Here is a 27,000-nt window from a genome sequence, read left to right as displayed (position 1 = left end):
GGAGCACAAATATGATTAAAGCTGATGATATGGTTTTATTCGTCCAAGTTGTTGAGGAAGGATCATTTTCTAAGGTCGCTGAAAAACTGTCATTAACGAATTCAGTTGTTAGCAAGCGCATTGTTAGATTAGAAGAAAACTTAAATACCCAATTACTTTATAGAACCACCAGAAAGTTGAGCTTAACCGATGCGGGCATGGTGCTTTATGAAAAAGCTAAAATTGCTCAATTTGCCTTTCAAGAAGCCGAAAATGCCGTAACGGGTTATGGTGAAAATATGAAAGGCAACATACGTATAACTATGCCAGCGGTCTCTGCCAAATTAATACTGAGCGAATCGATTGCCGAATTCTGTAAGCAACACCCTGACATTTCCGTAGAATTACATATTACCAATCGATTGGTTGATCTGATAGAAGAAGGATTTGATTTAGCAGTAAGAACTGCTGAGCTTGAAGACTCTTCGCTCATTGCAAAGCGTCTGATAGACAGCCAATGGGTGATATGTGCGACTCCAGACTATGTGAAGCAATATGGTATGCCTCAAACCCCTGAAGAATTAGAGAATCATGAGTGTCTGATTTATAAGTTTGATAATAACTCTAATAATGTATGGCCATTCCATATAAACGGCACAAAGCAGTTAATGCCTGTCTATGGTCGATTTCATAGTAATCATCTTAGTGCGATTAAACAAGCTACGCTTAGCGATTTAGGTATCGCTTTTTTACCGCAAGCGCTAGTTTATGAAGAGATGCAGCAAAATATGCTCACGCAAATTTTGCAAAGCTTTACGCGAAAGAAACTGGGTATGTATGCGATTTACCCTAGAGCAAGGCAGCCTGATCAAAAACTCAAACTACTTATTGCCCATTTGCAAGAGTCATTACATCAAAAACAAGATTATTATTGCTAAGTAACAGGCCTGTTTTTGATTTATGTAAAGATGGATAAATCAAAAGCTAGCAATATATTTTGGGGCTGTAGTAGATAAGCACTGTGCTAGACTGCTTTTATTGAGATAATTCTTTGTAAAATAATTAAAAAATATAGCGTTAGAGTTTTTCATGGCTGAAGTAGCCGTTAAAACAGTAGCATATTTGCTAGATATCCAGCCTAATATTGCTGCGCTTTTTTATTAAAAAATCAAAATTATTAGATATCGTCAAGCTGCTTAACTAAAATCTCCTAAGTTTATTTCTACGGATTTGACGGCAGGGGTCACTCAATTATTAAGTGAAGGAGCCAAAAACAACCACCCCTCCACATAGCCTCAATTCAGTCCATTATTCCTAAAATAAGATGACATAATGGATGAATCGCTTGTTTTCATAAGATCTGACAAGCCTCATTAAAATCCAATCTTGGAAGACGGCTATACAATTGATCTTCTTGACCATAACCTATATTGATGAGCAGGTTTGAAGTCCAATTACTGTCTTTAAGAAAAGTTTTATCTACCAGTTCATTATTAAATCCAGACATAGGGCCGGTGTCTAAACCCAAGGCTCTACAAGCCAAGATTAGATAAGCCGCTTGCATAGAACTGTTTCTAAACGCCGTTTCTTTTATCAGTTCAGGACTAGAGTTAAACCATGATCGGGCATCCGTATGTGGAAATAATTTAGGAAGCTCTTCATAAAACTCATTATCATAAGCAACAATAACGGTGATAGGTGCTGTCATTGTTTTTTCGATATTACCTGAAGATAGTGCTGGTTCTAAGCGCGCTTTAGCATCATCAGATTTGAGAAATACAAACCGTGCAGGTGAACAGTTGGCCGAGGTAGGTGCCATTTTAACCAAGTGATAGATCTCTTCGAGTAGTGCATCTGGCACGTCTTTTTTTTGCCAAGCGTTAAAAGATCTGGCCTTACCAAACAACTGATCAAGATTAGCTGAAGATAACGATAGGGAATCAGTCATAATACTTCCTTATTGATATTAGATTTTGGATAAGAATTGAAGGATTTTGCTATTGGTTGAGCAGGTCTCTGTGATTGTACTGGCATGTCCACCCGTCACCATTAACTCAAACTGGGCGTTTTGCATACTATCGGCTAGCGCCAGACCGCGTTGCCATGGCACCAAAACATCATCAAGATTGCTTAAAACTAAAGTTTCGTTTTTGATATGCTTAGCATTCATCAGGGGTTGGTAAGACTGTAAGGCTTTTAATCTCGTTAAGACGTTCTTAACGGGAGCAAAATTAGCAATAGCTTTATCCTCTTTTTGCGTGAGTGCTTCTATGTTGTTTGATATCCATATAGGCGGGTATAAAAATATCGCTTGGGCGCGTACAAATGCTTCTATACCTGTATCTTGTAGCAAACTGGTTCGCATGCTAAAACATTTAATCGTGTGAGGATCGAGGCTTTCCCAACCATTTAAGATGACCAGTTTATCTAACAGTTCTGGTGCTTTATAAGCGACTTCCATACCAATGAATCCGCCCAGTGCGTGACCGACGAAATGACAATTAGACAGTCCTTCTCGTTTTAAAATTTCAATTAATTGTTCTGCTAAATCTTGCATAGAATAGTCATCGGGTAAGAGGTCACTATCAGGTGATACGCCCTCTTGTTCATAGCAAATCACATTGTAATGCTCGGTAAAATACTCAATTTGAGGTAACCAAAAATCAGCATGCCCGCCTAAACCTGAACTAAATACGATCGTTTCTGACGTGTCGTTCTTACAAGGATATTTTTCAACTAACATAGGGTTTCATCCAATTTTAGTAAAATTCAAATTGCGGTAAAAATATCTAACAGTTTATAAAATCAAATTAAATTAAATTAAATTGAATTCAATCAACTAAATCAATTCAACGGTATGCTCATCGCTTTCATCATAGTCATACGTTATAGTATCTTCAAAATGTTCAACTTTACCTTTACTTTCGACAGCCTCTTGAGACTTAATATATTTGATTAACGCGTCTATGGTGCCAACCTTTAGATTGTGAGTATCGGCGAATTTCATCAGATCGTCTCTACGAGCCATTTCACCATCTTGGTTGATAATCTCTACAATAACCGCGGCAGGCTCTAAGCCAGCCAGTCTCGTTAAATCGCAACCTGCCTCAGTATGTCCAGCCCGCTCTAAGACACCGCCTTCTTTAGCCACTAATGGAAAAATATGACCTGGGGTTACGACATCATCAAAAGTAACGTCTTGAGACACCGCAGTTCTAATAGTATGAGCTCTGTCTGCCGTTGATATTCCGGTACTTACGCCTTTTGCTGCATCAATGGAAACAGTGAAATTCGTACTATAAGGTGCTTGGTTGTCTTTGCACATGAGAGGTAGTTTTAATTTTTTGCAACGCTCGGAGGTCAAGGTCAAACAAACCAAACCTTTGGCATGTGTAATCATAAAATTGATATCATCAGGCTTGGCTAAAGTGGCTGCCATAATCAGGTCACCTTCATTTTCCCGATCCTCATCATCCATGATGATGACCATCTTGCCAGCTTTAATATCTTCGATGATTTCTGGTATTGTATTGATATTCATAAAATCCACCATTTGTACTTATATTTGCTTTTGTATGTTGTTATGTAGGACGTGTTATCGATTAATCACATGCTCTACATAACGTCCTACTTTTGATACGGCCGTATAGCTACTTCATAGAAATAGTGGTATTTACGCCTTCACTAGCATCCTCATCGAACCAGCGTGATATCACCGTTTTCGTCTGCGTATAAAACTGTACCGCTTGCTTACCATAAGGACCTAAGTCACCGAGCTTACTGGCTCTAGACCCTGTAAACGAAAACATCGGTAGCGGTACTGGAATTGGTAAGTTAATACCGACTTGTCCAACATCGATATCTTGTTGGAACTTATGTGCATGGGCGCCAGACTGGGTGAAAATGGCGGTACCATTACCATTTGGATTGGTATTGATAATCTTAATGGCTTCCTCAAGCGTGTCAGCATACATAATGCACAGGACAGGGCCAAAAATCTCTTCGGTATAGCAGCTCATATCAGCGGTTACATTGTCCAAAATAGTTGGGCCAACAAAGTTACCCTCTTCATAACCTGCTACCTGACAACCACGACCATCTAGTTTGAGAGTTGCGCCTTCGTCTATCCCCGCTTGGATTAAGCGCTCGACACGGGCTTTGGCTTGCTTAGATATTAGCGGACCTAAGTCTTTGTCATCCTTGCCAGCAGATACTATTAGCTGTGCTGATTTTTCCACAATCTCATCAACCCACTGTTTAGATTCCCCAACCAATACGACGACAGACAGTGCCATGCATCGCTGCCCTGCTGCACCAAATGCAGCTCCTGCTAACTGATTCAGACTTTGTTCTTTATTGGCATCAGGCATGATCACGGCATGATTTTTTGCGCCCATCATGCATTGCACACGTTTGCCAGCCTGACCGGCTCGATCATAGACATGCTTACCTACTGCTGTTGAACCAACAAAAGATATCGCTTTTATGTCAGGGTGGTCGCACAGCGCATCCACCGTATCTTTACCACCATGAACCACATTTAATACCCCTTTTGGTATACCCGCTTCAAGTGCCAACTCGACCAATCTCATGGTAACGATTGGATTTTGTTCAGAAGGCTTTAAGATAAACGTGTTGCCTGTGGCGATGGCCATTGGAAACATCCATAGCGGTATCATGGCAGGGAAATTAAAGGGAGTAATACCTGCACAGACGCCTATTGGCTGCTGAACGGTATACATATCAACACTACTGGCAACGTTTTCAATGTAGCCACCTTGTTGCAAGTTACCGATACCTGATGCGTGTTCTACGACTTCAAGACCTCTAAATACATCGCCTCTCGCATCTGCCAGCGTTTTACCTTGTTCTTCAGTCAATAGCACTGCCAGCTCATCCATATGCTCACGTATCAGTTGTTGATACTTTAGGAAAACGCGGGCTCGTTTGCTGATGGGTGTGACACGCCAACTCTGAAAGGCCTCAGATGCCGTTTTGATGGCTTGATCAATTTCCGCAGGTGTTGACTGTGGTACCTTAGCGATAACTTCTTGCGTGGCTGGATTGGTGATATCAATCCATTCCGTGGTCGTTGATTCGGTAAATTCGCCATTGATCAATTGTTGTACGCTGCGTGGTTCTGTATTCATGACACGATTCCTTAAGGTAAGATCAAATAGGGTTTTAAATTTATGGATTGAGTTTTAAGAGTGGCTCTGATGTAGCGATTTCTCTCTCAGTGGTCACGCTCACCTCTTTTTGTTTGTTTTTAAAATTGAAAACGAGGTTCATAAGAATGGCTAAAAACGTAGCGGTACCGATGCCGCCTAAATCAAAGCCTGCAATGTTTAGTGAATAGTTGCCAGTGCCTAGGATTACTGGAACGGCGGCTACCAACATATTGCCATTCTTGCTGAAATCAATTTTTGCATTCATCCAAATACGCGCACCAGCGATGGTAATCAAACCAAAGACAACGATTGAAGCTCCGGTCAAAATAGGCACAGGAATGGTACTGACTAATGTTCCAAATTTAGGAGATAAACCCAATAAGATTGCAAAAACACCTGCTATGACAAAGACGACTGTAGAGTAGATTTTGGTCGCTGCCATCACGCCGATGTTTTCTGCATAAGTCGTCATACCAGTGCCGCCTACCGAGGCTGACAGCGTGGTACAAAGGCCGTCAGCGAAGAACGCTCTACCCATATAAGGCGAGATACTTTTGCCAGTCATGGCTTCTACTGCTTTAAAATGTCCAAGGTTTTCAGCGATTAAGATGATAAAGACGGGTGCAATGACTAATATGGCACTGGTCTCAAAGACAGGTGAGTAAAGGGTTGGAATACCAAACCAAGCGGCATTCGCAATTGGACTAAAATCGATAGGCTTACCCATGCCTAAGACATTGGTTAATAGGAAATAAATAAAATAGGCAGCGACTAGACCTATTAACAATAACAAGCGTCTGACCATACCTTTAGTAAATACGGCGACTGAACAAATACACAATACGGTGACCAACGCCATCCAAGAATCAAAGCTACTGCCGATGACGCTTTGTATGGTGACAGGCGCTAAGTTCAACCCGATAATCATCACAATGGACCCAGTGACCACAGGTGGCATCAAGTTCTCAATCCACCCTGCACCTGTTTTCATTACCAGCAGACCCATCAATGCGTATAAAACCCCGCAGACAACGGTACCTCCCAGGGCAATACCAATATTTGGATTGATACCCGTGCCGCTATAGCCTGTTACTGCTGCTACCGCCCCGATAAATGCAAAGCTAGAGCCCAAGTAACTTGGTACGTGACCGCCCGTGATAAGAAAGAAAAGTATCGTGCCTATACCAGTGATAAGCATCGTTAAGCTAGGATCGAAGCCCATCAGTAAGGGAGCCAAAATTGTCGCACCGAACATGGCGAATGAGTGTTGTGCGCCTAACACCACACTTTTACCCATCGGCAAATACTCATTGATTCCCACCGGTGTCTTTTCTAGGTTCCCAGTGTAGGGACGCCATTTAACAAACCATTTATCCATTTTAAATATCCTTAAAAAGTAGAGGGGTGACACTTAGTACACTTAGTTCGTGCACTTACTCAATTGATGGTAGCCTCGATTGAAATAGATGAGACTTTCACAATCAGGTTTGTGTTTGATATCCAATACTTCACAAATAAGAATATCGTGAGTTCCTACCGAGCTAATAAGCTTAATCTTGCAATCAAAAGAGATACTGGCATCCTCTAATACAGGCGATCCTGTTGACAGCGTGGACCAGTTGCCTTGCTCAAATCTTTCTTCTAATGCCTTTTTTCCGCCGAACACACCGCTTAAATCTTGGTGTTCAAGACCAAGTGTGTTGACGCATAGCACCATATTTTCTTTAAAAAATTTGTATACAGACGCACTTCTGTTTAGACACACTAATAGGGTTGGCGGTTCGTCAGTGACACTGCACACCGCTGAGGCGGTAAATCCTGCTCGCCCTGCTGGACCCTCAGTGGTAATAATGTTCACGGCAGCCGCAAGCTTGCTCATCGCATCTCTAAAAGACTGCTGCATATCGGTTAAGTTTCCTGCCGTAGAGGTGAATGATTCTTTAGACTTATGTTTCATTAATGAGGATTGCGTTACTTGGCTTTCTTTAATTACTGTATTCATCTGTCATTTCCTTTTAAACAATATTCCGCCACATGTGTAGTCAACTAAAGCGCCCTACTACAGTCCAATGCAATGCTAGAGGGTTCGATGTCAGGTAACTTTAAATTCACTAACTGCAGTTATTTTTAAGCAGGTTTTCATCCAATGTGCGCTATGGACGCGATTTCGACGAGGGCGTCTGGTTTTACCAATCCACATTGGATACAAAATCTCGCTGGCTTTTCATTGGGGAAGAACTCTGCATAGACTTGGTTAACAGCGTCATAATCTGCCCAATCTTTGACAAAAATTGAATTAAACGTCACATCATCCATATCGCCACCAGCGGTTTGAATAACGTTTTGAATCGTTGTTAACACATGACGAGTTTGCGCAGCGGCATCACCCACATGTACGACATCGTTGTTTTCATCAAAGGGCAAAGTGCCCGAGACATAAACGATGTTGTCGGCCTTAGTTGCGGGTACATAGGGTGCCAATGGCTTGCTGGTACATTCAGGGATAATCACTTGTTTAGACATATCTACATTCCTATTTAAGTTAAGTATGAAGCGCTTGGTTTAGGCTCCTAAAAAGCCAGATATCGAAAAGATTAAGTATCCAAAAAACACTGCTGCATGCTGGCAACGTTAGACACCCAACCAAAAAAGGTTTTTACGTTATATAGTGTGGCGTCATGAGCCTCTACTGGCCCTGCCTGATAACAAGCGTCATCTAATAACACCCCAAAATACTCAAGGAAAAATCCATCTCGAAGCGTCGATTCAACACAGACGTTGGTCGCGATACCTGTGAGCAATAGATTACGTATGCCTCGTGACCGCAATACACTATCGAAATTGGTATTCGCGAAGCCGCTATAACGAGGTTTGTCTATGACAATGTCTTGAGGCTCAGGGCTAAGCTCGTCGACCAACTCATAATCCCAGCCTCCTTTTGCCAATAGTGTTCCCTCAAGTTCAGGGTTTCTACGCATGGTTTTTAGGGCATTTGATTTGTGATAATTGGGCGACCCGCTACCACCAGCCTCCACATATTTGTTATCCCAGCCATTTCTAAAATAGATGACTTGTATGCCAGATTGATGCGCAATATCCACGGCTTGCTTGATTTTATCGATGACGGGTTTGGTTGACGTCACATCAAACCCAGCCAAATCCAGATAACCACCTTGGCTGGCATACGCGTTTTGCATGTCCACAACGATCAATGCGGTTTGCGATGGATCTAACTTGATAGGTTCGGGCAATGACTCTAAAACGGGAGAGGATTGTTTGGTAAAGTCTGCACAAATAGTATTAACCGAATTCATATCCACTCCTTTTATTAGGCTTCGCTGACAGCTTGGCTGGCAACTGGGGTATCAACATTGATGCGGCTCTTCATCAGGGGCTGGATTTTGCTGCCAAAATCTTCTACGCCTTGCACGAAATCATCAAAGGTCAATAAGACACCATCTGTACCTTGTACTTCAGCGACTTCGTCTAACATGCTGGCGACATTTTCAAAGGAGCCAACCAGCGTACCCATGTTGATATTGACTGGCGAAACGCTTGAGGCCATATGGCGGATGTTGGTATCTTTGCCTGAGGTTTTGTCCTTACCACCTTGCGACTGCAGCCAATCAATGGCTTCAAAGTCCGCACCATCATTGTATGATTGCCATTTTGCCTGTGCTTTTTCATCGGTCTCATCTGCAATGACCATAAAGAGCACATAGGTCGGAACATTACGGCCCGTCTGATCCGTGTGTACCTTTAAGCGGTCATTAATACCAGCGTAGGCAGTTGGCGTGTTTAGCCCTTTACCAAAGACAAAATTATAGTCAGCGTATTTTGCAGAAAATGCCAAGCCTGTATCTGATTGACCCGCACAGATAATTTTCATATCCGCTTTTGGAATAGGCTTCACCTGACAGTCATTCATCTGAAAGAACTCACCTTTCAAATCAGATTGACCTGTCGCCCAAAGATCTCTTAGGATTTGTACATATTCAGATAGGTAGTCATAGCGCTTGCCAAAATAATCATCGCCTGGCCACATTCCCATTTGTCCGTATTCTGCTTCTTGCCAGCCAGTCACGACATTCAATCCAAAACGCCCGTTTGAAATGCTATCAAGCGTTGATGCCATTCTCGCTACGATTGCGGGCGGCATTACTAACGTCGCTGACGTGGCATAGATTTTTATTTTGGACGTGACTGCCGCGAGTCCTGCCATCAAAGTAAAGCTTTCGAGGTTATAATCCCAAAACTCAGTCTCACCGCCAAAACCGCGCAGCTTGATCATTGAGAGCGCAAAATCAAAACCGTAATGCTCAGCACGTTGCACAATTTGCTTGTTAAGTTCAAAAGTTGGCTTGTACTGCGGCGCGTTTTTTGAGATTAACCAACCATTGTTACCAATCGGACAAAAAATTCCTATTTCCATGAGGTCACCTGTAGATTTTGAGAAGAGAAGAAGAAAGCTATAAAAGAAATGAAAATTCTTTTACATTTTTATCAAAGCAAAACTCATGCCATATTTTTTTATTTATATTTATCAATAACTTATATAATTTTTACCCAAAATTTTTTAGACCATATGGTTTAAAAAAATGCATAACAATAGTGCGGACTGTTATAAAACGGTGCGGTTTGTTATAAAATAGTGCAGAAACACTTGAAAAAGGAATTTTGGTGGTAATCTGGACACGGTGAGTTAGATTAGTAGTAAAAAGGACGTTGGTGAGGGCTATCGCTGCGATTAGTGATCCATAGACTAATAAGGTGTTGATCGCTGCTGAGCGAGCGATATTGGTCAATAAATGGCGCTTGTAATGATTGCTTTGGCCCTTTTTAAATTGAATCAACCATCATCTAAAATTAGGTTTATACGACTTTATAATGAAGGACATGACAGTGAAAGACAGCGTGCTCAAAGAAGAGGCAGAAACGAGTTCAAAAGTACTAAAGAAAAAAGCACATATCATCAATGCGGCATTGATCGTCTTTTCACAAGAAGGACTAAATGGGGCACGAATGGAGAGGATTGCGGAAGAGGCTGATATTTCTAAGTCGAATATATTTTATTATTTTGACAGTAAAGAGGTTCTGTATATTGCTGCTTTGGAAGCGGTGCTCAGTGAGTGGTTGTCCCCTTTGAGCAATATTAACGTCAACCAAGATCCAAGAAATGCGCTCAAAACTTATATCGAAGAAAAATACAAGATTTCAAAGAAATCACCTGCAGCATCGAGACTATATGCGTTAGAGATCATGCAAGGAGCGCCTCACTTAATGGGGGTGCTGAAGGGGCCTTTAAGATATTTGGTGCGAGAAAAGGTAGCAGTGATCGACGGGTGGATTGCAGATAATAAGATTAAGTCAGTTTCTGCGATCCATTTAATTTTCCATATTTGGGCAGTCACTCAGCACTACTCTGACTTTTCTACGCAAACTGAAGCTATTTGTAATCATAGTTTAAGAAATAAGAAATTTGCTAATGATGCGTTAAACACTAGCATTCAACTTCTTGTAGATAGTTTGATTATATAATTTGATATTTGTATCGATGTCTTGCGTCTCTATACCGCCTTTGCTGACATAGTTCTTGAGTCCTGTTTGTAACGCAGAGTCAGTCTTTGTAATTACTCAACCTATGAGTGTGGTTTTGCCTTTAGCAGCGAGGTCAAGACCACCACCCCCTGTGAAGAGGCCTGACTGCTCACCAACCCCTTTATAATCTGCATTTAAGTCAGTCTTGCCTTCATTAACCGAGAGGCTAGAGCCTGCACCTCCGCCTGCTATATCAATATCAGCATTAAAGCTCATGTTCTTTTGTTTACTGTCGTAGGTAGCGGTGTCTTAGTTTGAGATACTAAAAAAGCTACGATACATAACGCATCGTAGCTTTTGATTAAATTAAGTATATTTTTTAATGTATGAATAGTTTGCATACATATGTTTTTAGCTGTGACAATATTACTGCAAAATATTTTTATCTTTGATATCGCTCATCCAACTTTTAGGTAACGCGACTGAGTTTATCTACATCAGCGACCATTTTAGGTATTCGATGTTCACCTTCCATTTCACTGACCATCTCTTTCGCCGTTGTAATGCTTATACCAATACTGGTGACATATAGAGGGCGCTTACTTATCCCTCGCCAAACGGCGTAGTCTTCTGTAATGTCATAGAAATGATTTTTAGCGATACCGATGATGGGCTTTTTATTAGCTAGGTTATCATACAGATATTTGCCTAATCCTGCTTTGCCAACACTATCCAGAAATACATAGCCGTCTATAATAATGACATCAAAAGGCTCTTTGATTTGGTTGATCAAGGCCAGCAAGCAAGGCATTTCTCGTTTATAGAACTGACCTGACTCATAAGGCGCAACGTCATTAACTTCTACAATATGTTCACTTAGAATACGGGACTGCTTATCCTCATATCGAAGCTCAAACATGAATGGTTCATAGGTTTGGGTCTTCCACATGATCTGATTTTCTGTTTCGCCATTTTCAATGGTATAGATCTCTCTAGCTCAGCTGACCGACTGCTTTATAATCCGCATTTAAGTCAGTCTTGCCACCATTGACCGAGAGGCTAGAGCCTGCGCCACCACCCGCGATGTCTATATCAGCATTAAAACCCATGTTCTTTTGCTTACTATCATAAGTAGCGATGTCCTGTAATGACTCTATGTTGACGTCGCCACCGATAGCGCCTTGCGCTCGATTTGTGTTAATGACGCCGCCTTTGATGTTGACACTATTTCTAGAGAAATAAAAAGCTAAGATATATATAATATCTTAGCTTTAAGATGCACTCATATTATTTTTAATTTTCACAATATTTTTATAGTTTATGCACTAAACACCCATTCCTATTTGGAAACCTTTATAAAAATCATAAGCTAAGAAAATAAATAAAAGAAACAAAAGCGTAAAAAATATAATTAATAGGTTTTTTTTCTTCTTCATACTATTTCTTCTCCTTTTCGAAATCTCTTAAAGCCTCATTGATATATTTCTGAATCGTATCGTTAGCAATACTTCCTTCCATACCAACGACAGGAGGTAATTCTCCAAATATAACTTCAGTAGGGAATACGTCAGCTATTGGAACGTTTCTTCTGTCATTCAAACTTGTTTTATCTCCTTTCCCGCTACCAAAATCAATATATGGATCAACATCATAATCCTTATGACCTAGAAGGTCTGTTGGCGGATAATAATTATAACTTCCTGCATTAGTCAAGTCAGTGACAATTCTTCCATAATCACCTTTGTTTATATTCCCATCTTTAGTATCAATAATAATTTCAAGCTGACCATTTTTATGTACGTATTTTTTGTAGCGATATTTACCGTTAGGAAGTTTGCTTGGTTTGCCATTTTTATCAAAGTTATGAAAAATATTTTTACTATCTTCTTGCAATACCCAATCATCTCTATTTTCTTTAAATGATTTTTCAGCATCAGCATTCCACTCTTGTCTTTGAGTAACATGTAAGCCATAAAAAACCTCACAACCTGCACCACTTCTACAATTATCATAAGCGATATTAAATTCTTTATCTCTCGCTTTATCTAATTTCTCCAATGCACGTATTTCTGCTGTTATCTCTGCACATCTTACTGAAATACAATTACCGTAACTATTAGAGCGTTCACTTTTCTCTTTTTTAAGTTTCGCCATTCGGGCACGTTCAATATGACTTAAATAATTATTCTGCGTCTGATTCACACTGTTAGCTGCACCTGCGGTATTTCCGCCAACGACAGTTCCAACGCCTGCTGATAGTCCTAGAAGCAATGCTCCTTTAGTCGTCTCATCTACGCCTTGCTCGTCTAAGTAACGACCTACCGCTGGAATAGAAACCGCCGTAGTACCACTTGCTAAGGCACCATCAACGCTACCAGTTGCAATAGCACCCACTAACGTATGTAAGGCAACCCGATAAGCGCCACCTTCTGCCCATTTATCGGCTTCATCTACTTTACCTTCATTGATAAGATCTAATTGACGGTTACTCGCAAAGTCTCCTACCGCCTTCGGCGCTTCCTTGCCAAACTCCTGAGTAATCTGCGTCTGCGCCCCTAGCTCTTCATTCACTTGACCAGCATCAAAGCTATTCTCAAGGATGCCCGCGTATTCATCACGGTTGTCCGTGGTAATGTCTTTATTACCAGCGATGCCAGTGATACCCGCGCGCGTAACACTGCTATCACTGTCACTATCACTGCCATAGCCAAGGCCATTCATGCTAGGGTTTTTATCTTTACCCACACTTAAACCTACAGAGATCGCATCACCCTCATAGCTCGTGGTGTTCTCAATATCTTGGGTGACTATACCGCCAAGACTCGTATAGTTATTGCGTCCAGCCGCTACTGCCGCATCAGTGGTGGTAATGGCACCACCTATCAGCGTGGTTTTACCGCCAGCGGTAAGATCAAGACCACCATCGCCTGTGAAGATGCCTGACTGCTCACCAACGGCTTTATAGTCGGCATTTAAGTCAGTCTTGCCACCATTGACAGACAAACTAGAGCCTGCACCACCACCTGCTATGTCGATATCAGCATTAAAACCCATGTTCTTTTGCTTACTATCGTAAGTAGCGGTGTCCTGTAATGACTCTATGTTGACATCGCCACCGATAACTCCTTGAGCGCGACCTGTGTTGATGACGCCGCCTTTAATGTTGACATCATTACCGATATCAAGGGTGGTGGTGCCGCCCACGTTGATTTGGCTATTGGCATAGGTGGTGCTATCGCTGTTGGCATAGCCTTTGCCACGACTGGCGCTGGCAGTGATACCTGCACTAGTGTTTTGACCAAAGCTGGCATAACCACCAATAGCGGCGCTTGAGCTCTTATTATCACTACGAGTATTGCTGTTTTGCGCCACACCATTAACGTTTAAGTCATTGTCTGCTTGGAATAGCGCGTCATTACTGACGGTGAGACTGCTGCCATTAATATTGATGTTGCTGTCTGACCCTGCCCCTGTGGCGATTAGGGCAAGGTTGTTAGTATCAATACTTGAGCCTTGATTAGCCTCGGTGACGCTTGAGCTGTTCGATTGGCTCTTTTGACTACCGATAGTTGCTTGGATACGGGTGTTGCCAGCGCCTTTTAAGCTATTCGCATTGATACCGCCAGCCAGTCCTTTTGCGGCATTGGTCGCCTCTTTAGCGAGTGCTTTTGTCTTAAGAACAGCGGCGACACCAGCCATACCTTTCATACGAGTACTTTGGGTATTACCACCCGCGTCAATAAGATTATCAATACTTTTTGCACTGTCTATCAGACTGTTTGATACAGAGACGGTGAGACCGCTTTGCTTAAACTTCTGCTCGCTTTGGTTGGTATAGACGTCCATGACGTTGTCAATGTTGATGTTTTGGGCACGGATGACGGTGTTACCGCGATCGGGGTCTGTTATATCTTTGCTGCTGTCAGCGCCCATTCCGGCAACGATATTGCTGCCCGTCTGCTGGTAGTTGCCACCTGCATCAATGATGACGTTGCCATCAATCGCACCTACTTTACTGGCGGTATGAGTAAGCGCCGTTTTGGCATTACTGTCATCGCTTTGTTGCTTACCAATGGTGAAGCCTAGACCGCCACTTGTGCCAAACAGTCCTGATTTTTTGGTTTGACTAAATGAGCTTTCACTAGACGTGTTCTCAGCTGCTAGAATATTGACATCACCACCAGCGCTCAGCTGGGTGCCACGATCACTGATAGCGTTGATGGCTGTGAAGTTGATGTCTTGTCCCGCTTTAACGATGACTTTGTCACCTTCGATATTGCTGCTGATGGCACTATCGCTTTGCATGTCATAGCGATCTTGGGTGGTCTTTTTACTTAAGAAACCCTTATCAGTGGTTTTCACCGCGGTACTGAGGTTCTGTTTGTTTCTGCCTTCTGTAAAATCGACATTGCCGTCAGCTAAAATACCAACCGTGCCATTAGCACTGGTTATTTGGCTGGCGACTCCTGTGATATTTTTGCCTGCTTTAAGGATAAGGTCATTTGTACCGCTAAGTTGACTGCCGATATCAGCAGACGCGCCTTGCTTAAAGTAGTTATTGGCATCACCAATACTATTGGACTGGTAGCCCACGTTGACAGCATCAAGCTTAATATCGCCTTTGGTGTCAATGACACTACGGCCCCCTCGATTGTCAAAGCGTCCAGCAGCAAAGGTCGTATCGCCACCGACATTGGCGACAAAAGTATTCAATTGGTTACCTTTGTCGTCTATCTGATCTTTGAGACTATCACCAACATAGATACTGGCAATAATATAGGAAGCATGGCCTGTAGATCTGAGTTCTTTAATGGGCTGGAAACACGCGGGATATGGGTTATTGTTCTTTAAGGGTTAGCATGCGCCTTTTCCCTCAGCAGGAACAAATACACAGAATATGGAATGATTTCGTAAATTGTTCTCTACGCTTGCTATAAGCAAATTATTTATTTAACCAAGAAAACAAGCCCTTTTTCTTCTTTTTTTCACTAGCTACTCTCATACGTTCTTGCCACATATCAATCCATTCTTGCTGCGGTCGATTGTAATCAAACTCTTGCATAAAATCGTAAGGTTCAGTGTATTTTTCTAATGGCTCAAATGCTATGAGCTCTTTAGGTGCAATTGGACTGTCTATACCTAGGTCATAGCCATGTATTGCTGCAATTTTGGCGTACAATACCACCTGTACCTGAAGGTAAAAGTCAAACCAAACGTTTCCATCATATGCCGATTTTTTTGCTAATTTGGGTTCAAGTAGCTTAGTTAACGCTACTTGCATTGCTTCCATATTTTTATCACACAGCGCAATATAAAACTCATGATCAGGTATGCGCTTGACATCGAATTTGTCTTTTTTATCGTCTTTTAAAAATATTAGACTTCGCTCTTTTAAAGGCTTCCAATCTCCTGCTAATGCAAGCAAGGTATTCTTATTAAAATAGGAACGTGTGTCTTTACGATCATATAGCTCATTAATTTCAACAATTTTATCTCGGTGCTCAATTAAAAATCTGATTAAGTCAGGATTATCAGACATGATGGCTGTAAAGAAGTTATTGGTATTGTAACCATTGTATGCCCAATAGATTTCTTCTTTACCCATTATTTTTAGTTTAGCGGCCACATAAGCGGCTTGTTTAAAAGCTTTAACATCAGCATGTAATAATAAGTCAGAGGAGGCTTTTGCTTCGTAGTAAGTACCTAAAATATTCATACAATATAAAGAGTTTCCAACCGAAGTATGAATTATATTCAATAATTCAGATATATTGTCTTTGACTGATAACTGAGTTACCTCACTTAAAACATGCTCAACACTTTCTTGATAGTCTCGTCCCGTCTCACTGCCTAAATATATTTTATAATTATCATTCATTTTAATACTCACTTCTTATTAGGTATTTTTACAGGGATAATTTTTATCACGCCATTTTGTTTGTCCACTGCTGTAATAACTGTTTTAATAGGCTTGTTTGATTTAATAGCATTTTCAATAGCTACCCTCGCAGGATCTTTAGGGGGTAATTTACCACGAACAGTATCGATCCATGCAGGAGATAACTGATTGGTATTACCTGCCGCTCTTGGCTCTACTTTAAGCGTACCACTTTTACTAATCTGTTTACTATCCACTATGACTACAGTTCCATCTTTACCTAACAAAACATGATCAAAGCCATTTACACCTTTGTTGTATGTACCTCCTTTAACAGGAGTAAAGCCTGAACGGCTACTAATACTGTTTATTAGTTTTTCAGTCTTAGTGCCACCTTGATCACTATTTTTAATTATATCGTCAACTAGGTTTTTTTCAGCCTTATTAGTTGGATTTAGTACGTTTTTTGATTCTCGTACTTTAGTAGCATTAATAAAACCCTTGGCCGTTGATTCGACAACATCGTCTGAGCTAGTAATTAAAGTCTTAAATGTATTTCCGTTACCTATACGTCTAAATGTATTAGCACCCGCTTTAGCTGCTGCTCCTAAGGCTACTCCGCCAACTTCACTTAAAGCTAAACCAACTATGGTTAGTCGTTGTGTTTCTGCCCAATCTTTTTCTGAAAGATACCCTGCTTCTTTATATTTCCCTTGCAGTTGTAATAGTTTATTATGATATTCCTTCATACGCTGTGAATCAATTGGACCTACTTGATCACTTTTGGTTGATTCTATTAAAAAGCCAAATGTATCTAGCAACCCTGATAGAATAATACCTGTGTCTTTCACTGGATTAGCGTCTTTACCAGCATCTTGATAACCTAAACTTTGTCCTGCCTTATACTCTTTTATTGCAGTACCTTTATTAACTTTTACCTGTAAATCTTTAATAAATTGCTGAGTTTGAGGATTAGCATAACTCTGAATTGCTTGCCTTAAATTAATTGTTTCATTGTTAAATGCAGATTTATCAACATGAAATATCTGAGTTGTTTTCCCATCTGTCGAAGTTATTTTCATACCAGACTTTTGGGCTTCACTAGCGATGAAGCTTAATGCATTTCCATCACCACCATAAATTTTATTCCAATTATTGTCGACAAGTGCTGCACCAGAACGGTTGAGTCGTTTTTGAGCCTCTTCTTTGCTTATACTTTTCCCTTCCTTTTCTAATATATATTTTTGAAAACGTTTAACTCTTTCACTGTTGTTTAGAAAACGGATTTCATTAATGTGCAACTGTCTATTATTCGCATCGACATTAGTAGCGGTGACCGTACTTGACGTATCCAGTCCAGCCGCAGTACCAGCACCTAGTAACGTCAAACTGACCACACCGCTTGCTGCACCATTAGCAATATCTTCGCTCATGCCTTTATCAATGAGCGCTTTAGCTAGCTTAGCTTGTACATCATCAAGCGTAGGCGCAGCAGCAGCCACACCACCTGTCGTCAATGCTCCTTCTACACTACCTGTACCCAATGCTCCAAGCACGGTGTGAGCCGCGACTCGGTAAATACCACCTTCATCCCATTTACTGATGGCTGCCATCTTTTCATCGGCACTCAGATTGGGATTGGCTCTAATAGCATCCATACGATTTTGTGAGAACTCAGCCACGGCCTTCGGCGCTTCCTTACCAAACTCCTGCGTAATCTGCGTCTGCGCCCCAAGCTCTTTATTAACTCGATTGGCATCAAAGCTATTCTCAAGGATGCCTGCATACTCGGCACGGTTGTCCGTGATGATGTCTTTATTACCAGCGACACCCGTAATACCTGCACGAGTCACACTGCTATCACTGTCACTGTCTGTGCCATAACCAATACCATTCATACTGGCTTGTGGTTTGTTATTGGTGCTGCCAATGCTGATACCTGCTTGGATGGCATCGCCGTCATAGCTCGTGGTGTTTTTAAGGTCGGTTGCGGTCACGCCTTGCTTGAAGACGATATTGCTCTTGCCATTGGCTTGAGCCTCCTCTGAGGTCGTGAACACAGCTCCTGTGAAAGTGCCTTTGCCTTCAACCACTAAATCGGCTTCATTGGCGAAAATGCCTGACTGCTCACCAACCCCTTTATAGTCTGCATTTAAGTCAGTCTTACTACCATTGACCGAGAGACTGGAGCCTGCACCTTTTAGATCAAGGTCAGCACTAAAGCCCATGTTCTTTTGCTTGCTGGCGTAGGTGGCGGTGTCTTAGTTTTAGATACGAAAAAAGCTACGATAATTAATGTATCGTAGCTTTTTTTGATTTAAATCGTTTTAGGATTGTGAGCCCTACCTCGCCTGTAGTAAAACAATACTATACAAATGATTAATAACTAAATATTCATTAAATCTTCAATGTCTTCACAATCACCTGAAACTTCAATAACATACCAATTTACAGCAATTAAAAAGCTCAAGTCACTGTTTGATAAAAAGTACTCAATGCCGAAAGATTCTTCCATCAACTCACCGACTCTTTGCACATTTTCAACTTCCAAAACTAAATTTCTATCAACTCCTTCTTGGTCAAAAAACAGGTAACCTTTTTGCTTTTTTATTGCTAAAGTATATGTAAACTCATTCTCTTCTAGAGAAATAACTTTACTATTATCTGATATTGCTAAATGACCACTCGTTCTTAAAGGATCAAACTTTTTAAAAATTTTAGAGATTAATTTTTCAGCTTCTACTCCCTTGATAATTGAATAATTGAGACCTATTTTATCTGCATTCGATTTTAATTCATTTATAATATACATTACCTTTATCTCCTTGTCGTTGGAATATGATCTACAAATATATGCCCTCTAACTCTATCTGAACCTTTACCAGGAGTCTGATATCCTATATGTGGCTGGTGAGGTCCTTCACCTAACTGACCGTTACCTTTTACATTATTAAATTTAGGTATATCTATATTGACATTAGCACCATTAGGACCTACATATTCAGTAGGGATTGTTTTTCCATTGATATCTTTACCCCATTTTGAAACTTTAAAACTTGTTCTAGGAATGCCAGTTTTTTGAAAGGCTAGATTTAAAGCATCTCTATAATTTGAAGAAGTTCCTCTTAAATCAAAATCTTTTTTAGGATTGAACTTCCAATTACTTCCAGTCAATCCTTTTCCTACTACAGTTGCTTTACCAATACGCGAAGCACCTATACCTACTGCGCCTTGAGCTATTACTCCAAGAATACCATCTTCTCTATACGCCGCATCACCTTGCCATCTTAAACTTTGATTTGCAAACTGATCGTTGTTAAATGTTACCCCTGAACGTAAGCTTCCGGTTCCAAGGCCACCTAGATTCTCTATCTGAGAATACAATTTAGGATCAAAAAGTGTATCGCCATTATATCGCTCGCTTCCAGCATAGTAGTTTTTAATATGCTGCCCACATCTTTGATAGCTGTAATTTGTCTCGCAATCATTAGTAAACGCAGCTTGCTGCTTTTTATCAAGGTTCTTATAATACGTATTAATCTCATCTATACGTCTTCCGTTTCCTTTCGCTTTTTTCAAGTCATTAATCCATTGTTGCAGTTGGATATGATTCAAATAATTATTCTGCGTCTGATTCACACTGTTAGCTGCACCTGCGGTATTTCCGCCAACGACAGTTCCAACGCCTGCTGATAGTCCTAGAAGCAATGCTCCTTTAGTCGTCTCATCTACGCCTTGCTCGTCTAAGTAACGACCTACCGCTGGAATAGAAACCGCCGTAGTACCACTTGCTAAGGCACCATCAACGCTACCAGTTGCAATAGCACCCACTAACGTATGTAAGGCAACCCGATAAGCGCCACCTTCTGCCCATTTATCGGCTTCATCTACTTTACCTTCATTGATAAGATCTAATTGACGGTTACTCGCAAAGTCTCCTACCGCCTTCGGCGCTTCCTTGCCAAACTCCTGAGTAATCTGCGTCTGCGCCCCTAGCTCTTCATTCACTTGACCAGCATCAAAGCTATTCTCAAGGATGCCCGCGTATTCATCACGGTTGTCCGTGGTAATGTCTTTATTACCAGCGATGCCAGTGATACCCGCGCGCGTAACACTGCTATCACTGTCACTATCACTGCCATAGCCAAGGCCATTCATGCTAGGGTTTTTATCTTTACCCACACTTAAACCTACAGAGATCGCATCACCCTCATAGCTCGTGGTGTTCTCAATATCTTGGGTGACTATACCGCCAAGACTCGTATAGTTATTGCGTCCAGCCGCTACTGCCGCATCAGTGGTGGTAATGGCACCACCTATCAGCGTGGTTTTACCGCCAGCGGTAAGATCAAGACCACCATCGCCTGTGAAGATGCCTGACTGCTCACCAACGGCTTTATAGTCGGCATTTAAGTCAGTCTTGCCACCATTGACAGACAAACTAGAGCCTGCACCACCACCTGCTATGTCGATATCAGCATTAAAACCCATGTTCTTTTGCTTACTATCGTAAGTAGCGGTGTCCTGTAATGACTCTATGTTGACATCGCCACCGATAACTCCTTGAGCGCGACCTGTGTTGATGACGCCGCCTTTAATGTTGACATCATTACCGATATCAAGGGTGGTGGTGCCGCCCACGTTGATTTGGCTATTGGCATAGGTGGTGCTATCGCTGTTGGCATAGCCTTTGCCACGACTGGCGCTGGCAGTGATACCTGCACTAGTGTTTTGACCAAAGCTGGCATAACCACCAATAGCGGCGCTTGAGCTCTTATTATCACTACGAGTATTGCTGTTTTGCGCCACACCATTAACGTTTAAGTCATTGTCTGCTTGGAATAGCGCGTCATTACTGACGGTGAGACTGCTGCCATTAATATTGATGTTGCTGTCTGACCCTGCCCCTGTGGCGATTAGGGCAAGGTTGTTAGTATCAATACTTGAGCCTTGATTAGCCTCGGTGACGCTTGAGCTGTTCGATTGGCTCTTTTGACTACCGATAGTTGCTTGGATACGGGTGTTGCCAGCGCCTTTTAAGCTATTCGCATTGATACCGCCAGCCAGTCCTTTTGCGGCATTGGTCGCCTCTTTAGCGAGTGCTTTTGTCTTAAGAACAGCGGCGACACCAGCCATACCTTTCATACGAGTACTTTGGGTATTACCACCCGCGTCAATAAGATTATCAATACTTTTTGCACTGTCTATCAGACTGTTTGATACAGAGACGGTGAGACCGCTTTGCTTAAACTTCTGCTCGCTTTGGTTGGTATAGACGTCCATGACGTTGTCAATGTTGATGTTTTGGGCACGGATGACGGTGTTACCGCGATCGGGGTCTGTTATATCTTTGCTGCTGTCAGCGCCCATTCCGGCAACGATATTGCTGCCCGTCTGCTGGTAGTTGCCACCTGCATCAATGATGACGTTGCCATCAATCGCACCTACTTTACTGGCGGTATGAGTAAGCGCCGTTTTGGCATTACTGTCATCGCTTTGTTGCTTACCAATGGTGAAGCCTAGACCGCCACTTGTGCCAAACAGTCCTGATTTTTTGGTTTGACTAAATGAGCTTTCACTAGACGTGTTCTCAGCTGCTAGAATATTGACATCACCACCAGCGCTCAGCTGGGTGCCACGATCACTGATAGCGTTGATGGCTGTGAAGTTGATGTCTTGTCCCGCTTTAACGATGACTTTGTCACCTTCGATATTGCTGCTGATGGCACTATCGCTTTGCATGTCATAGCGATCTTGGGTGGTCTTTTTACTTAAGAAACCCTTATCAGTGGTTTTCACCGCGGTACTGAGGTTCTGTTTGTTTCTGCCTTCTGTAAAATCGACATTGCCGTCAGCTAAAATACCAACCGTGCCATTAGCACTGGTTATTTGGCTGGCGACTCCTGTGATATTTTTGCCTGCTTTAAGGATAAGGTCATTTGTACCGCTAAGTTGACTGCCGATATCAGCAGACGCGCCTTGCTTAAAGTAGTTATTGGCATCACCAATACTATTGGACTGGTAGCCCACGTTGACAGCATCAAGCTTAATATCGCCTTTGGTGTCAATGACACTACGGCCCCCTCGATTGTCAAAGCGTCCAGCAGCAAAGGTCGTATCGCCACCGACATTGGCGGTAAAGGTAGTTAACGCGTTGCCTTTGTCGTCTACTTGATCTTTGAGACCATCACCAACATAAATGCTGGCTATTTGGCTAATGCCAGTACGTGTACTGTTGCTAGCCTCTTTGACAGAACTGGTACTATAAGTGAGACTTTGATTGTTCAAGTCACCACCTACGTCCAGCTGCATGGCACTGTTGGCACCTATTGTCCCGCCTAGATTGTTAAGATCATTCTTGGTATTAATTTGGACGAAGTTACCTTTGATCAGACCGCCATTCGCATTGGTCAAGTTTTTTGCATTAATGTTGACGCTTTGATGACCCACAATATTGCCTTGGTTATTCAAGTCACCTGTCAGCTGCATATCAATACGGTTAGCCGCAATTAAATTGCCTGTACCATCGATTTGACCGACCGCTTGGCGGGTATAGACTTTGGGGACAAGCACCTTTTGACTGCTACCATCATCTAACGTAATACTCTGCTGTACCAGCCAGACGATGTCGGTGGTCAGTTTGGCGACTTGGTCATCAGTGAGCGCAATCCCTGGACGTAGGTTTAGCGTCTGCGCAGTGGTGATACCCGCATCCATAAGCCCTTGGTACTGCGCGTCTTGATTGCTGTAGTCTTCTAGGTAGTAGCGACCTGTCAGCATCATGATTTGATCACGGATATACTGCTGCTCATAGTAGCCATCACCGAGACGCTTTTGCGTGATATTAGGGTCCAGCTGTAGTCGATCTAGCATATAGTCAGATGACAGCCAGTTTTTATAGTTGGCAAAGGCAGGATCGGTCTCAATGAGGTAATCGGCGCTGCTGTCAGGGTTGGTACTATACAGGCTGCTGTTTGGTAGCGTTGGCGCGTCATTACTGCTACGAATTTCTTCCGTCGGGATATTGCTGGTTTGTGGCGCGTTACTGTCCGTCACCTCATAAGCCACGACGGTTTTGTCTATATTTTGGTTTAAAATAGGGAGCTGAAAAGTGTTTATTACCCTACTGTCATCAGCCACTGTATAAGGACCATTCTCATAAGTATAAGGACGATCACTCAAAGGGTTGTCTGATCTGGTTTTATCTTTAGTTCTATAAGAGTAATAAATACTGTTAACATTTTTTAGTACCGTATTGCCCTCAGTACTAATATTTTGAAAACCGAATCGAGAAGTTTGGGTAGGATCATCCTCTAAAACTAATGTAAGACCATCAATTACTAAACTATGATCATTAATCGCTTTAGGCGCATTTATAACAAGATTACCTCCTGCTCTGATTAAACTTGCATCACTCGTTTTGGTCTGCTCTTCGTACCGTTCAACATCATATTTAAATTTTTCATAGTTGTTGAAATCACCATCAACTGTTCTTAATGTTTTCTCCCAATCATCATTCCAGCCATGAACATAAATTTCAATATCTGCTTCATCATATCTGACGGTTTGGTTATCAGGTGAATATTCAATGACCTGATTGCTACTAACAAGAACGTTTTCTTTCTCAAAATCTGCGTTCACATTATTGAGCGTGTCCGTCGTGATACTCATATCCCCTACCGATTCGATAGAGGCGCCTTTATTGGTGACGGTGGTCGCACGGCCTATGGCTTGATGCTCAGCATCTAAGCTGCCAGCAATATATAGCTCGCCATTACTCAGTATTTTGGCCTGACCATTAAAGTCTGAGTTAAATTTGCCTGCGCGTGTCTGGTTGGGATCATTATTTAAACTCACAACGCCAATATCAAGGCGAGTGCGCGCAGCAATTACTGGTGCTGGGGCGGTTGTACTGGCAGTCATAACACCAGTCACAGCATCAGGGCTATTGTTCAGCGTCTTAGCTGATATGGCAATATGGTCACCAAAGATACGACCATTACTGTGGTTGTTGACACGATCTCCAGCTGTAAGATAGGTGTTTGCACCATTGATCAAACCGCTATTATCAATATCTTTTGCCGCATTGAGTGCTGTTGTGCCATTACTGATCAGCTCAGCATTTTTTTGATTACGTATATTTTGTGCGTTGATATTGAGCGCATTTTGTGCAGACAACGTATCTGAATTGGTAAAATTACCTTCTGTCTTGATGGTCAGATTACCCGCTTGTATATCGCTATTAGTACTGTTGATAACAATATCATCAAAGACATCGATAGTGGCGCGCTCAACACCAATCATGGTGCCGCCCATATTGCGATAGCCTTTAGCAGCCACATTGAGGCTTTGATTGGTTTTTATATCACCTTTGTCATTAATAAGCATGCCATCGGTATCAATACTGAGACTGCCTTCGCTGCTGAGTAGTCCTTGCGTGTTGTCTAGCGCTGCGCTTTTGATACGAATACTGTCGTTGGACTGTACCTTGCCTTTGGTATTGTTAAACTGGCCCACTGCTTGCAAGTCAATTTTACCTGATGCCGCAACAATCCCGTTCTGATTGTCAATGCCATCAGCGGACTGGATACGAATACTGTTGGTCGCGGCAATTTGACCATTGCTGTTATCGAAGTTTGCCAATTGCCAGTTAACGTCTTCTAGTTGCAAGCGACTGTCAGTATTAGAGGCGCTACCATTATCAGCGATATTCAGAGTACTGACCGCTAAGCTGGATTTATCTTGGTTAGCCACACTATCGGTTGCAACATTGATCTTACCATTGCTATAGATACTGCCCGTATTGGTGAGATTATTTACGTTAATATTGCCATCACGCGTCACACTTGGTAATGGTGTCGGATTCGGCTCGGATGACTGACTGTTTGGATCTGTGCCAACACTACTGCCGTTATTGGCGGTTGTCGGCGGGACTTTAGAAGGCGGCATGCTGGGCGGCGTGCTCGCGTCAGCATACAGGTCTTGACCAATAATACCGCCTTGCTTATTGATTAGCTGAGAGCTATCAATGGCAAGGTTACCTGAGCCAGTTTGCAGTAGTGAGCCGGTGTTATTCAGCGTAGCAGATTTCATGTCGAAACTGCCTGCCGCAATCTCACCTGAGTTATTAATGCCACCTGTTTGCTGTAGTTTCAAAGTATCGCGGCTACTAACAACCCCGCTATTATTTAAGGCCGCACTATCAATATCAATACCCGCGCGAGAACTTGCAATCGTTCCTGAATTATCGACATCAAAGCCTTTAGTGACGATATTAACCTTACCTTGATTGGCAATCAGACTGCCTGAGTTGATCAGATTGCCATTGTTATCGAGCTGCAAACCACCAGCGCTTGCCACAATACTACCAGCATTAGTCACACCCATGCCTTTGTCGGTACCGATCAGACGGATTTTGCCTGCGTACATGGCACCTAGGGCTGAGACATCCAGTGCCACACCCGTGGCGTTATTAGTAGCATTGTTGTTAGAGGTACTATCGTTAGCAGTAACAACGGTATCAGCTCCCTCTTCCTCATAACTGACCTGATTACTGCCCGTGATAACATCTAGATTTTTAGCATAGACTCCTGCATTAATCTCAGCAGTCCTGGCAATGATCTGCGCATAATCACTACCCATGCTGTCCATACCATCGCCATCGATGCGAACCTTCCCACCTGTCACATTAAAGCCGGTGAGCTTGCCTTGATCCATCAAGGCTTGACCCGTCGTCAACGTGGTACGTGAGGCGTTAATAAAGCCGCAGCCAGCACAGGTGATGCCCGCAGGGTTAGCAATGACCAGCTCTGCTCGGCCACCTGCGATCTCGGTATAGCCTGATAGACGACTTGGATCGCTTGAGTTGACCTCGTTTAGAATCACGCGAGCCTCACCGCGTGCCAGATATGGGTTACCCTCGACCCATCCTGCGAGCTGAGTCTGCGCATTTTTACGGCTGTTATTGAGGATGGCGCCATCAGCACCGACATCAAACTGACTAAAGACGTTACGTGAGACGCCAGCTTTACTTGGCGTCTGAATATTGACTTGGGTTGTGCCATTTGATGATTTTAGTATGGTGGCTTGCTGAGCGGCAGCCGCGTTGCGATCAGCGACAATCTTGGTGCTATCAGCATAGGCGTTATGATTGACACTACCAACCATGGTCGCAAGTCCTAGCACTAGTAGCATATGCGCACGCAGGGGTATGAACTTGCCGCCTTGATAACAGCCCTGTCCATGAGCTGACCCTGATGTCTGCGAAGTGCCTGCTACTTGGCCAATAGTGCTGCCACCCTCGCTAGGGTTGCTTGTTTTACCTTGAGAGCGTGCGGCCTCTGACACCACCATGAGCATTCCACGGGCTTTGTTAAAGATAACTCGGTAGCATTGAGCGTTCATGGTGATGTCCTTTGAGATACGGTTTATGAA

Annotated in this window: 17 protein-coding genes and 2 pseudogenes; 2 read left to right on the top strand and 17 right to left on the bottom strand. The window is 42.4% G+C overall.

Annotation, left to right across the window (positions count from 1 at the left end):
• Positions 1-11: 11 nt before the first annotated feature.
• The gene (locus ACHUET_RS13105; protein WP_394213410.1) at positions 12-917 is read left to right on the top strand and encodes a LysR family transcriptional regulator; all 906 of its coding nucleotides are present in this window, start codon (positions 12-14) and stop codon (positions 915-917) included.
• A 413-nt stretch (positions 918-1,330) separates the two neighbouring features.
• Here the strand turns inward: ACHUET_RS13105 and ACHUET_RS13100 are convergent, their stop codons facing one another.
• From ACHUET_RS13100 to rutA, 9 genes and pseudogenes are all read right to left on the bottom strand, one after another.
• The gene (locus ACHUET_RS13100; RefSeq protein WP_394213409.1) at positions 1,331-1,927 is read right to left on the bottom strand and encodes a malonic semialdehyde reductase; all 597 of its coding nucleotides are present in this window, start codon (positions 1,925-1,927) and stop codon (positions 1,331-1,333) included.
• A gap of 18 nt (positions 1,928-1,945) precedes the next feature.
• Positions 1,946-2,722, bottom strand: coding sequence for a pyrimidine utilization protein D (gene rutD / locus ACHUET_RS13095; protein ID WP_394213407.1), 777 nt, complete (start codon positions 2,720-2,722; stop codon positions 1,946-1,948).
• A 180-nt stretch (positions 2,723-2,902) separates the two neighbouring features.
• Positions 2,903-3,520 (bottom strand): annotated as a pseudogene (gene ribB / locus ACHUET_RS13090) (3,4-dihydroxy-2-butanone-4-phosphate synthase); the annotation flags it as partial.
• Positions 3,521-3,629: 109 nt separating this feature from the next.
• The gene (locus ACHUET_RS13085; RefSeq protein ID WP_394213405.1) at positions 3,630-5,129 is read right to left on the bottom strand and encodes a CoA-acylating methylmalonate-semialdehyde dehydrogenase; all 1,500 of its coding nucleotides are present in this window, start codon (positions 5,127-5,129) and stop codon (positions 3,630-3,632) included.
• A 40-nt stretch (positions 5,130-5,169) separates the two neighbouring features.
• A complete protein-coding gene (locus ACHUET_RS13080; RefSeq protein ID WP_394213403.1) occupies positions 5,170-6,528 on the bottom strand; it encodes a solute carrier family 23 protein in 1,359 nt (452 codons plus the stop codon).
• Positions 6,529-6,570: 42 nt separating this feature from the next.
• Positions 6,571-7,152 carry an NADH-dependent FMN reductase RutF gene (gene rutF / locus ACHUET_RS13075; protein ID WP_201599295.1) on the bottom strand — a complete coding sequence of 194 codons (582 nt, stop codon included), beginning with the start codon at positions 7,150-7,152 and terminating at the stop codon, positions 6,571-6,573.
• Between the two features lie 137 nt (positions 7,153-7,289).
• A complete protein-coding gene (rutC, locus tag ACHUET_RS13070) occupies positions 7,290-7,673 on the bottom strand; it encodes a pyrimidine utilization protein C (RefSeq protein ID WP_394213401.1) in 384 nt (127 codons plus the stop codon).
• A gap of 71 nt (positions 7,674-7,744) precedes the next feature.
• Positions 7,745-8,464 carry a pyrimidine utilization protein B gene (gene rutB, locus ACHUET_RS13065; protein WP_394213399.1) on the bottom strand — a complete coding sequence of 240 codons (720 nt, stop codon included), beginning with the start codon at positions 8,462-8,464 and terminating at the stop codon, positions 7,745-7,747.
• Between the two features lie 14 nt (positions 8,465-8,478).
• On the bottom strand, positions 8,479-9,582 hold the full coding sequence (rutA, locus tag ACHUET_RS13060) for a pyrimidine utilization protein A (RefSeq protein ID WP_394213397.1): 1,104 nt from the start codon (positions 9,580-9,582) through the stop codon (positions 8,479-8,481).
• A 470-nt stretch (positions 9,583-10,052) separates the two neighbouring features.
• Between rutA and ACHUET_RS13055 the strand changes: the two genes are divergently transcribed.
• Positions 10,053-10,688, top strand: a complete 636-nt coding sequence (locus tag ACHUET_RS13055; RefSeq protein WP_227675718.1) for a TetR family transcriptional regulator C-terminal domain-containing protein — start codon at positions 10,053-10,055, stop codon at positions 10,686-10,688.
• A 96-nt stretch (positions 10,689-10,784) separates the two neighbouring features.
• On the opposite strand, the gene ACHUET_RS13050 is transcribed toward ACHUET_RS13055, so the two are convergent.
• The 8 genes and pseudogenes from ACHUET_RS13050 to ACHUET_RS13015 form a co-directional block, all read right to left on the bottom strand.
• On the bottom strand, positions 10,785-10,964 hold the full coding sequence (locus ACHUET_RS13050) for a hypothetical protein (protein WP_394213395.1): 180 nt from the start codon (positions 10,962-10,964) through the stop codon (positions 10,785-10,787).
• 193 nt (positions 10,965-11,157) lie between these two features.
• Positions 11,158-11,607: an endonuclease V gene (locus tag ACHUET_RS13045; protein WP_394213393.1), complete on the bottom strand. Its 450-nt coding sequence runs from the start codon at positions 11,605-11,607 to the stop codon at positions 11,158-11,160.
• Positions 11,608-11,809: 202 nt separating this feature from the next.
• Positions 11,810-11,941: pseudogene (locus tag ACHUET_RS13040) on the bottom strand (hemagglutinin repeat-containing protein); the annotation flags it as partial.
• Positions 11,942-12,125: 184 nt separating this feature from the next.
• Positions 12,126-15,401, bottom strand: coding sequence for a hemagglutinin repeat-containing protein (locus ACHUET_RS13035; RefSeq protein WP_394213391.1), 3,276 nt, complete (start codon positions 15,399-15,401; stop codon positions 12,126-12,128).
• A 229-nt stretch (positions 15,402-15,630) separates the two neighbouring features.
• Entirely contained in the window at positions 15,631-16,566 is a 936-nt protein-coding gene (locus ACHUET_RS13030; protein ID WP_394213389.1) for an Imm49 family immunity protein, read from the bottom strand.
• 8 nt (positions 16,567-16,574) lie between these two features.
• Entirely contained in the window at positions 16,575-18,794 is a 2,220-nt protein-coding gene (locus ACHUET_RS13025) for a hypothetical protein (RefSeq protein WP_394213387.1), read from the bottom strand.
• Positions 18,795-18,952: 158 nt separating this feature from the next.
• Positions 18,953-19,378, bottom strand: coding sequence for a hypothetical protein (locus ACHUET_RS13020; RefSeq protein ID WP_394213386.1), 426 nt, complete (start codon positions 19,376-19,378; stop codon positions 18,953-18,955).
• Between the two features lie 5 nt (positions 19,379-19,383).
• Positions 19,384-26,970, bottom strand: a complete 7,587-nt coding sequence (locus ACHUET_RS13015; protein WP_394213384.1) for a two-partner secretion domain-containing protein — start codon at positions 26,968-26,970, stop codon at positions 19,384-19,386.
• Positions 26,971-27,000: the final 30 nt, after the last annotated feature.

The sequence above is a fragment of the Psychrobacter piscatorii genome (assembly GCF_043641605.1).
Lineage (GTDB): Bacteria > Pseudomonadota > Gammaproteobacteria > Pseudomonadales > Moraxellaceae > Psychrobacter > Psychrobacter piscatorii_C.
Note: the sequence above shows the minus strand (reverse complement) of the source record. Positions and strands in the feature narration are given on the sequence as shown.

Excerpts from the sequence above, each read along its gene's own strand:
- ACHUET_RS13105 (WP_394213410.1), top strand. The coding sequence starts at position 12 with ATGATTAAAGCTGATGATATGGTTTTATTCGTCCAAGTTGTTGAGGAA.
- ACHUET_RS13100 (WP_394213409.1), bottom strand. The coding sequence starts at position 1,927 with ATGACTGATTCCCTATCGTTATCTTCAGCTAATCTTGATCAGTTGTTT.
- rutD (WP_394213407.1), bottom strand. The coding sequence starts at position 2,722 with ATGTTAGTTGAAAAATATCCTTGTAAGAACGACACGTCAGAAACGATC.
- ACHUET_RS13085 (WP_394213405.1), bottom strand. The coding sequence starts at position 5,129 with ATGAATACAGAACCACGCAGCGTACAACAATTGATCAATGGCGAATTT.
- ACHUET_RS13080 (WP_394213403.1), bottom strand. The coding sequence starts at position 6,528 with ATGGATAAATGGTTTGTTAAATGGCGTCCCTACACTGGGAACCTAGAA.
- rutF (WP_201599295.1), bottom strand. The coding sequence starts at position 7,152 with ATGAATACAGTAATTAAAGAAAGCCAAGTAACGCAATCCTCATTAATG.
- rutC (WP_394213401.1), bottom strand. The coding sequence starts at position 7,673 with ATGTCTAAACAAGTGATTATCCCTGAATGTACCAGCAAGCCATTGGCA.
- rutB (WP_394213399.1), bottom strand. The coding sequence starts at position 8,464 with ATGAATTCGGTTAATACTATTTGTGCAGACTTTACCAAACAATCCTCT.
- rutA (WP_394213397.1), bottom strand. The coding sequence starts at position 9,582 with ATGGAAATAGGAATTTTTTGTCCGATTGGTAACAATGGTTGGTTAATC.
- ACHUET_RS13050 (WP_394213395.1), bottom strand. The coding sequence starts at position 10,964 with ATGAGCTTTAATGCTGATATTGATATAGCAGGCGGAGGTGCAGGCTCT.
- ACHUET_RS13045 (WP_394213393.1), bottom strand. The coding sequence starts at position 11,607 with ATGTTTGAGCTTCGATATGAGGATAAGCAGTCCCGTATTCTAAGTGAA.
- ACHUET_RS13030 (WP_394213389.1), bottom strand. The coding sequence starts at position 16,566 with ATGAATGATAATTATAAAATATATTTAGGCAGTGAGACGGGACGAGAC.
- ACHUET_RS13025 (WP_394213387.1), bottom strand. The coding sequence starts at position 18,794 with ATGGGCTTTAGTGCTGACCTTGATCTAAAAGGTGCAGGCTCCAGTCTC.
- ACHUET_RS13020 (WP_394213386.1), bottom strand. The coding sequence starts at position 19,378 with ATGTATATTATAAATGAATTAAAATCGAATGCAGATAAAATAGGTCTC.
- ACHUET_RS13015 (WP_394213384.1), bottom strand. The coding sequence starts at position 26,970 with ATGAACGCTCAATGCTACCGAGTTATCTTTAACAAAGCCCGTGGAATG.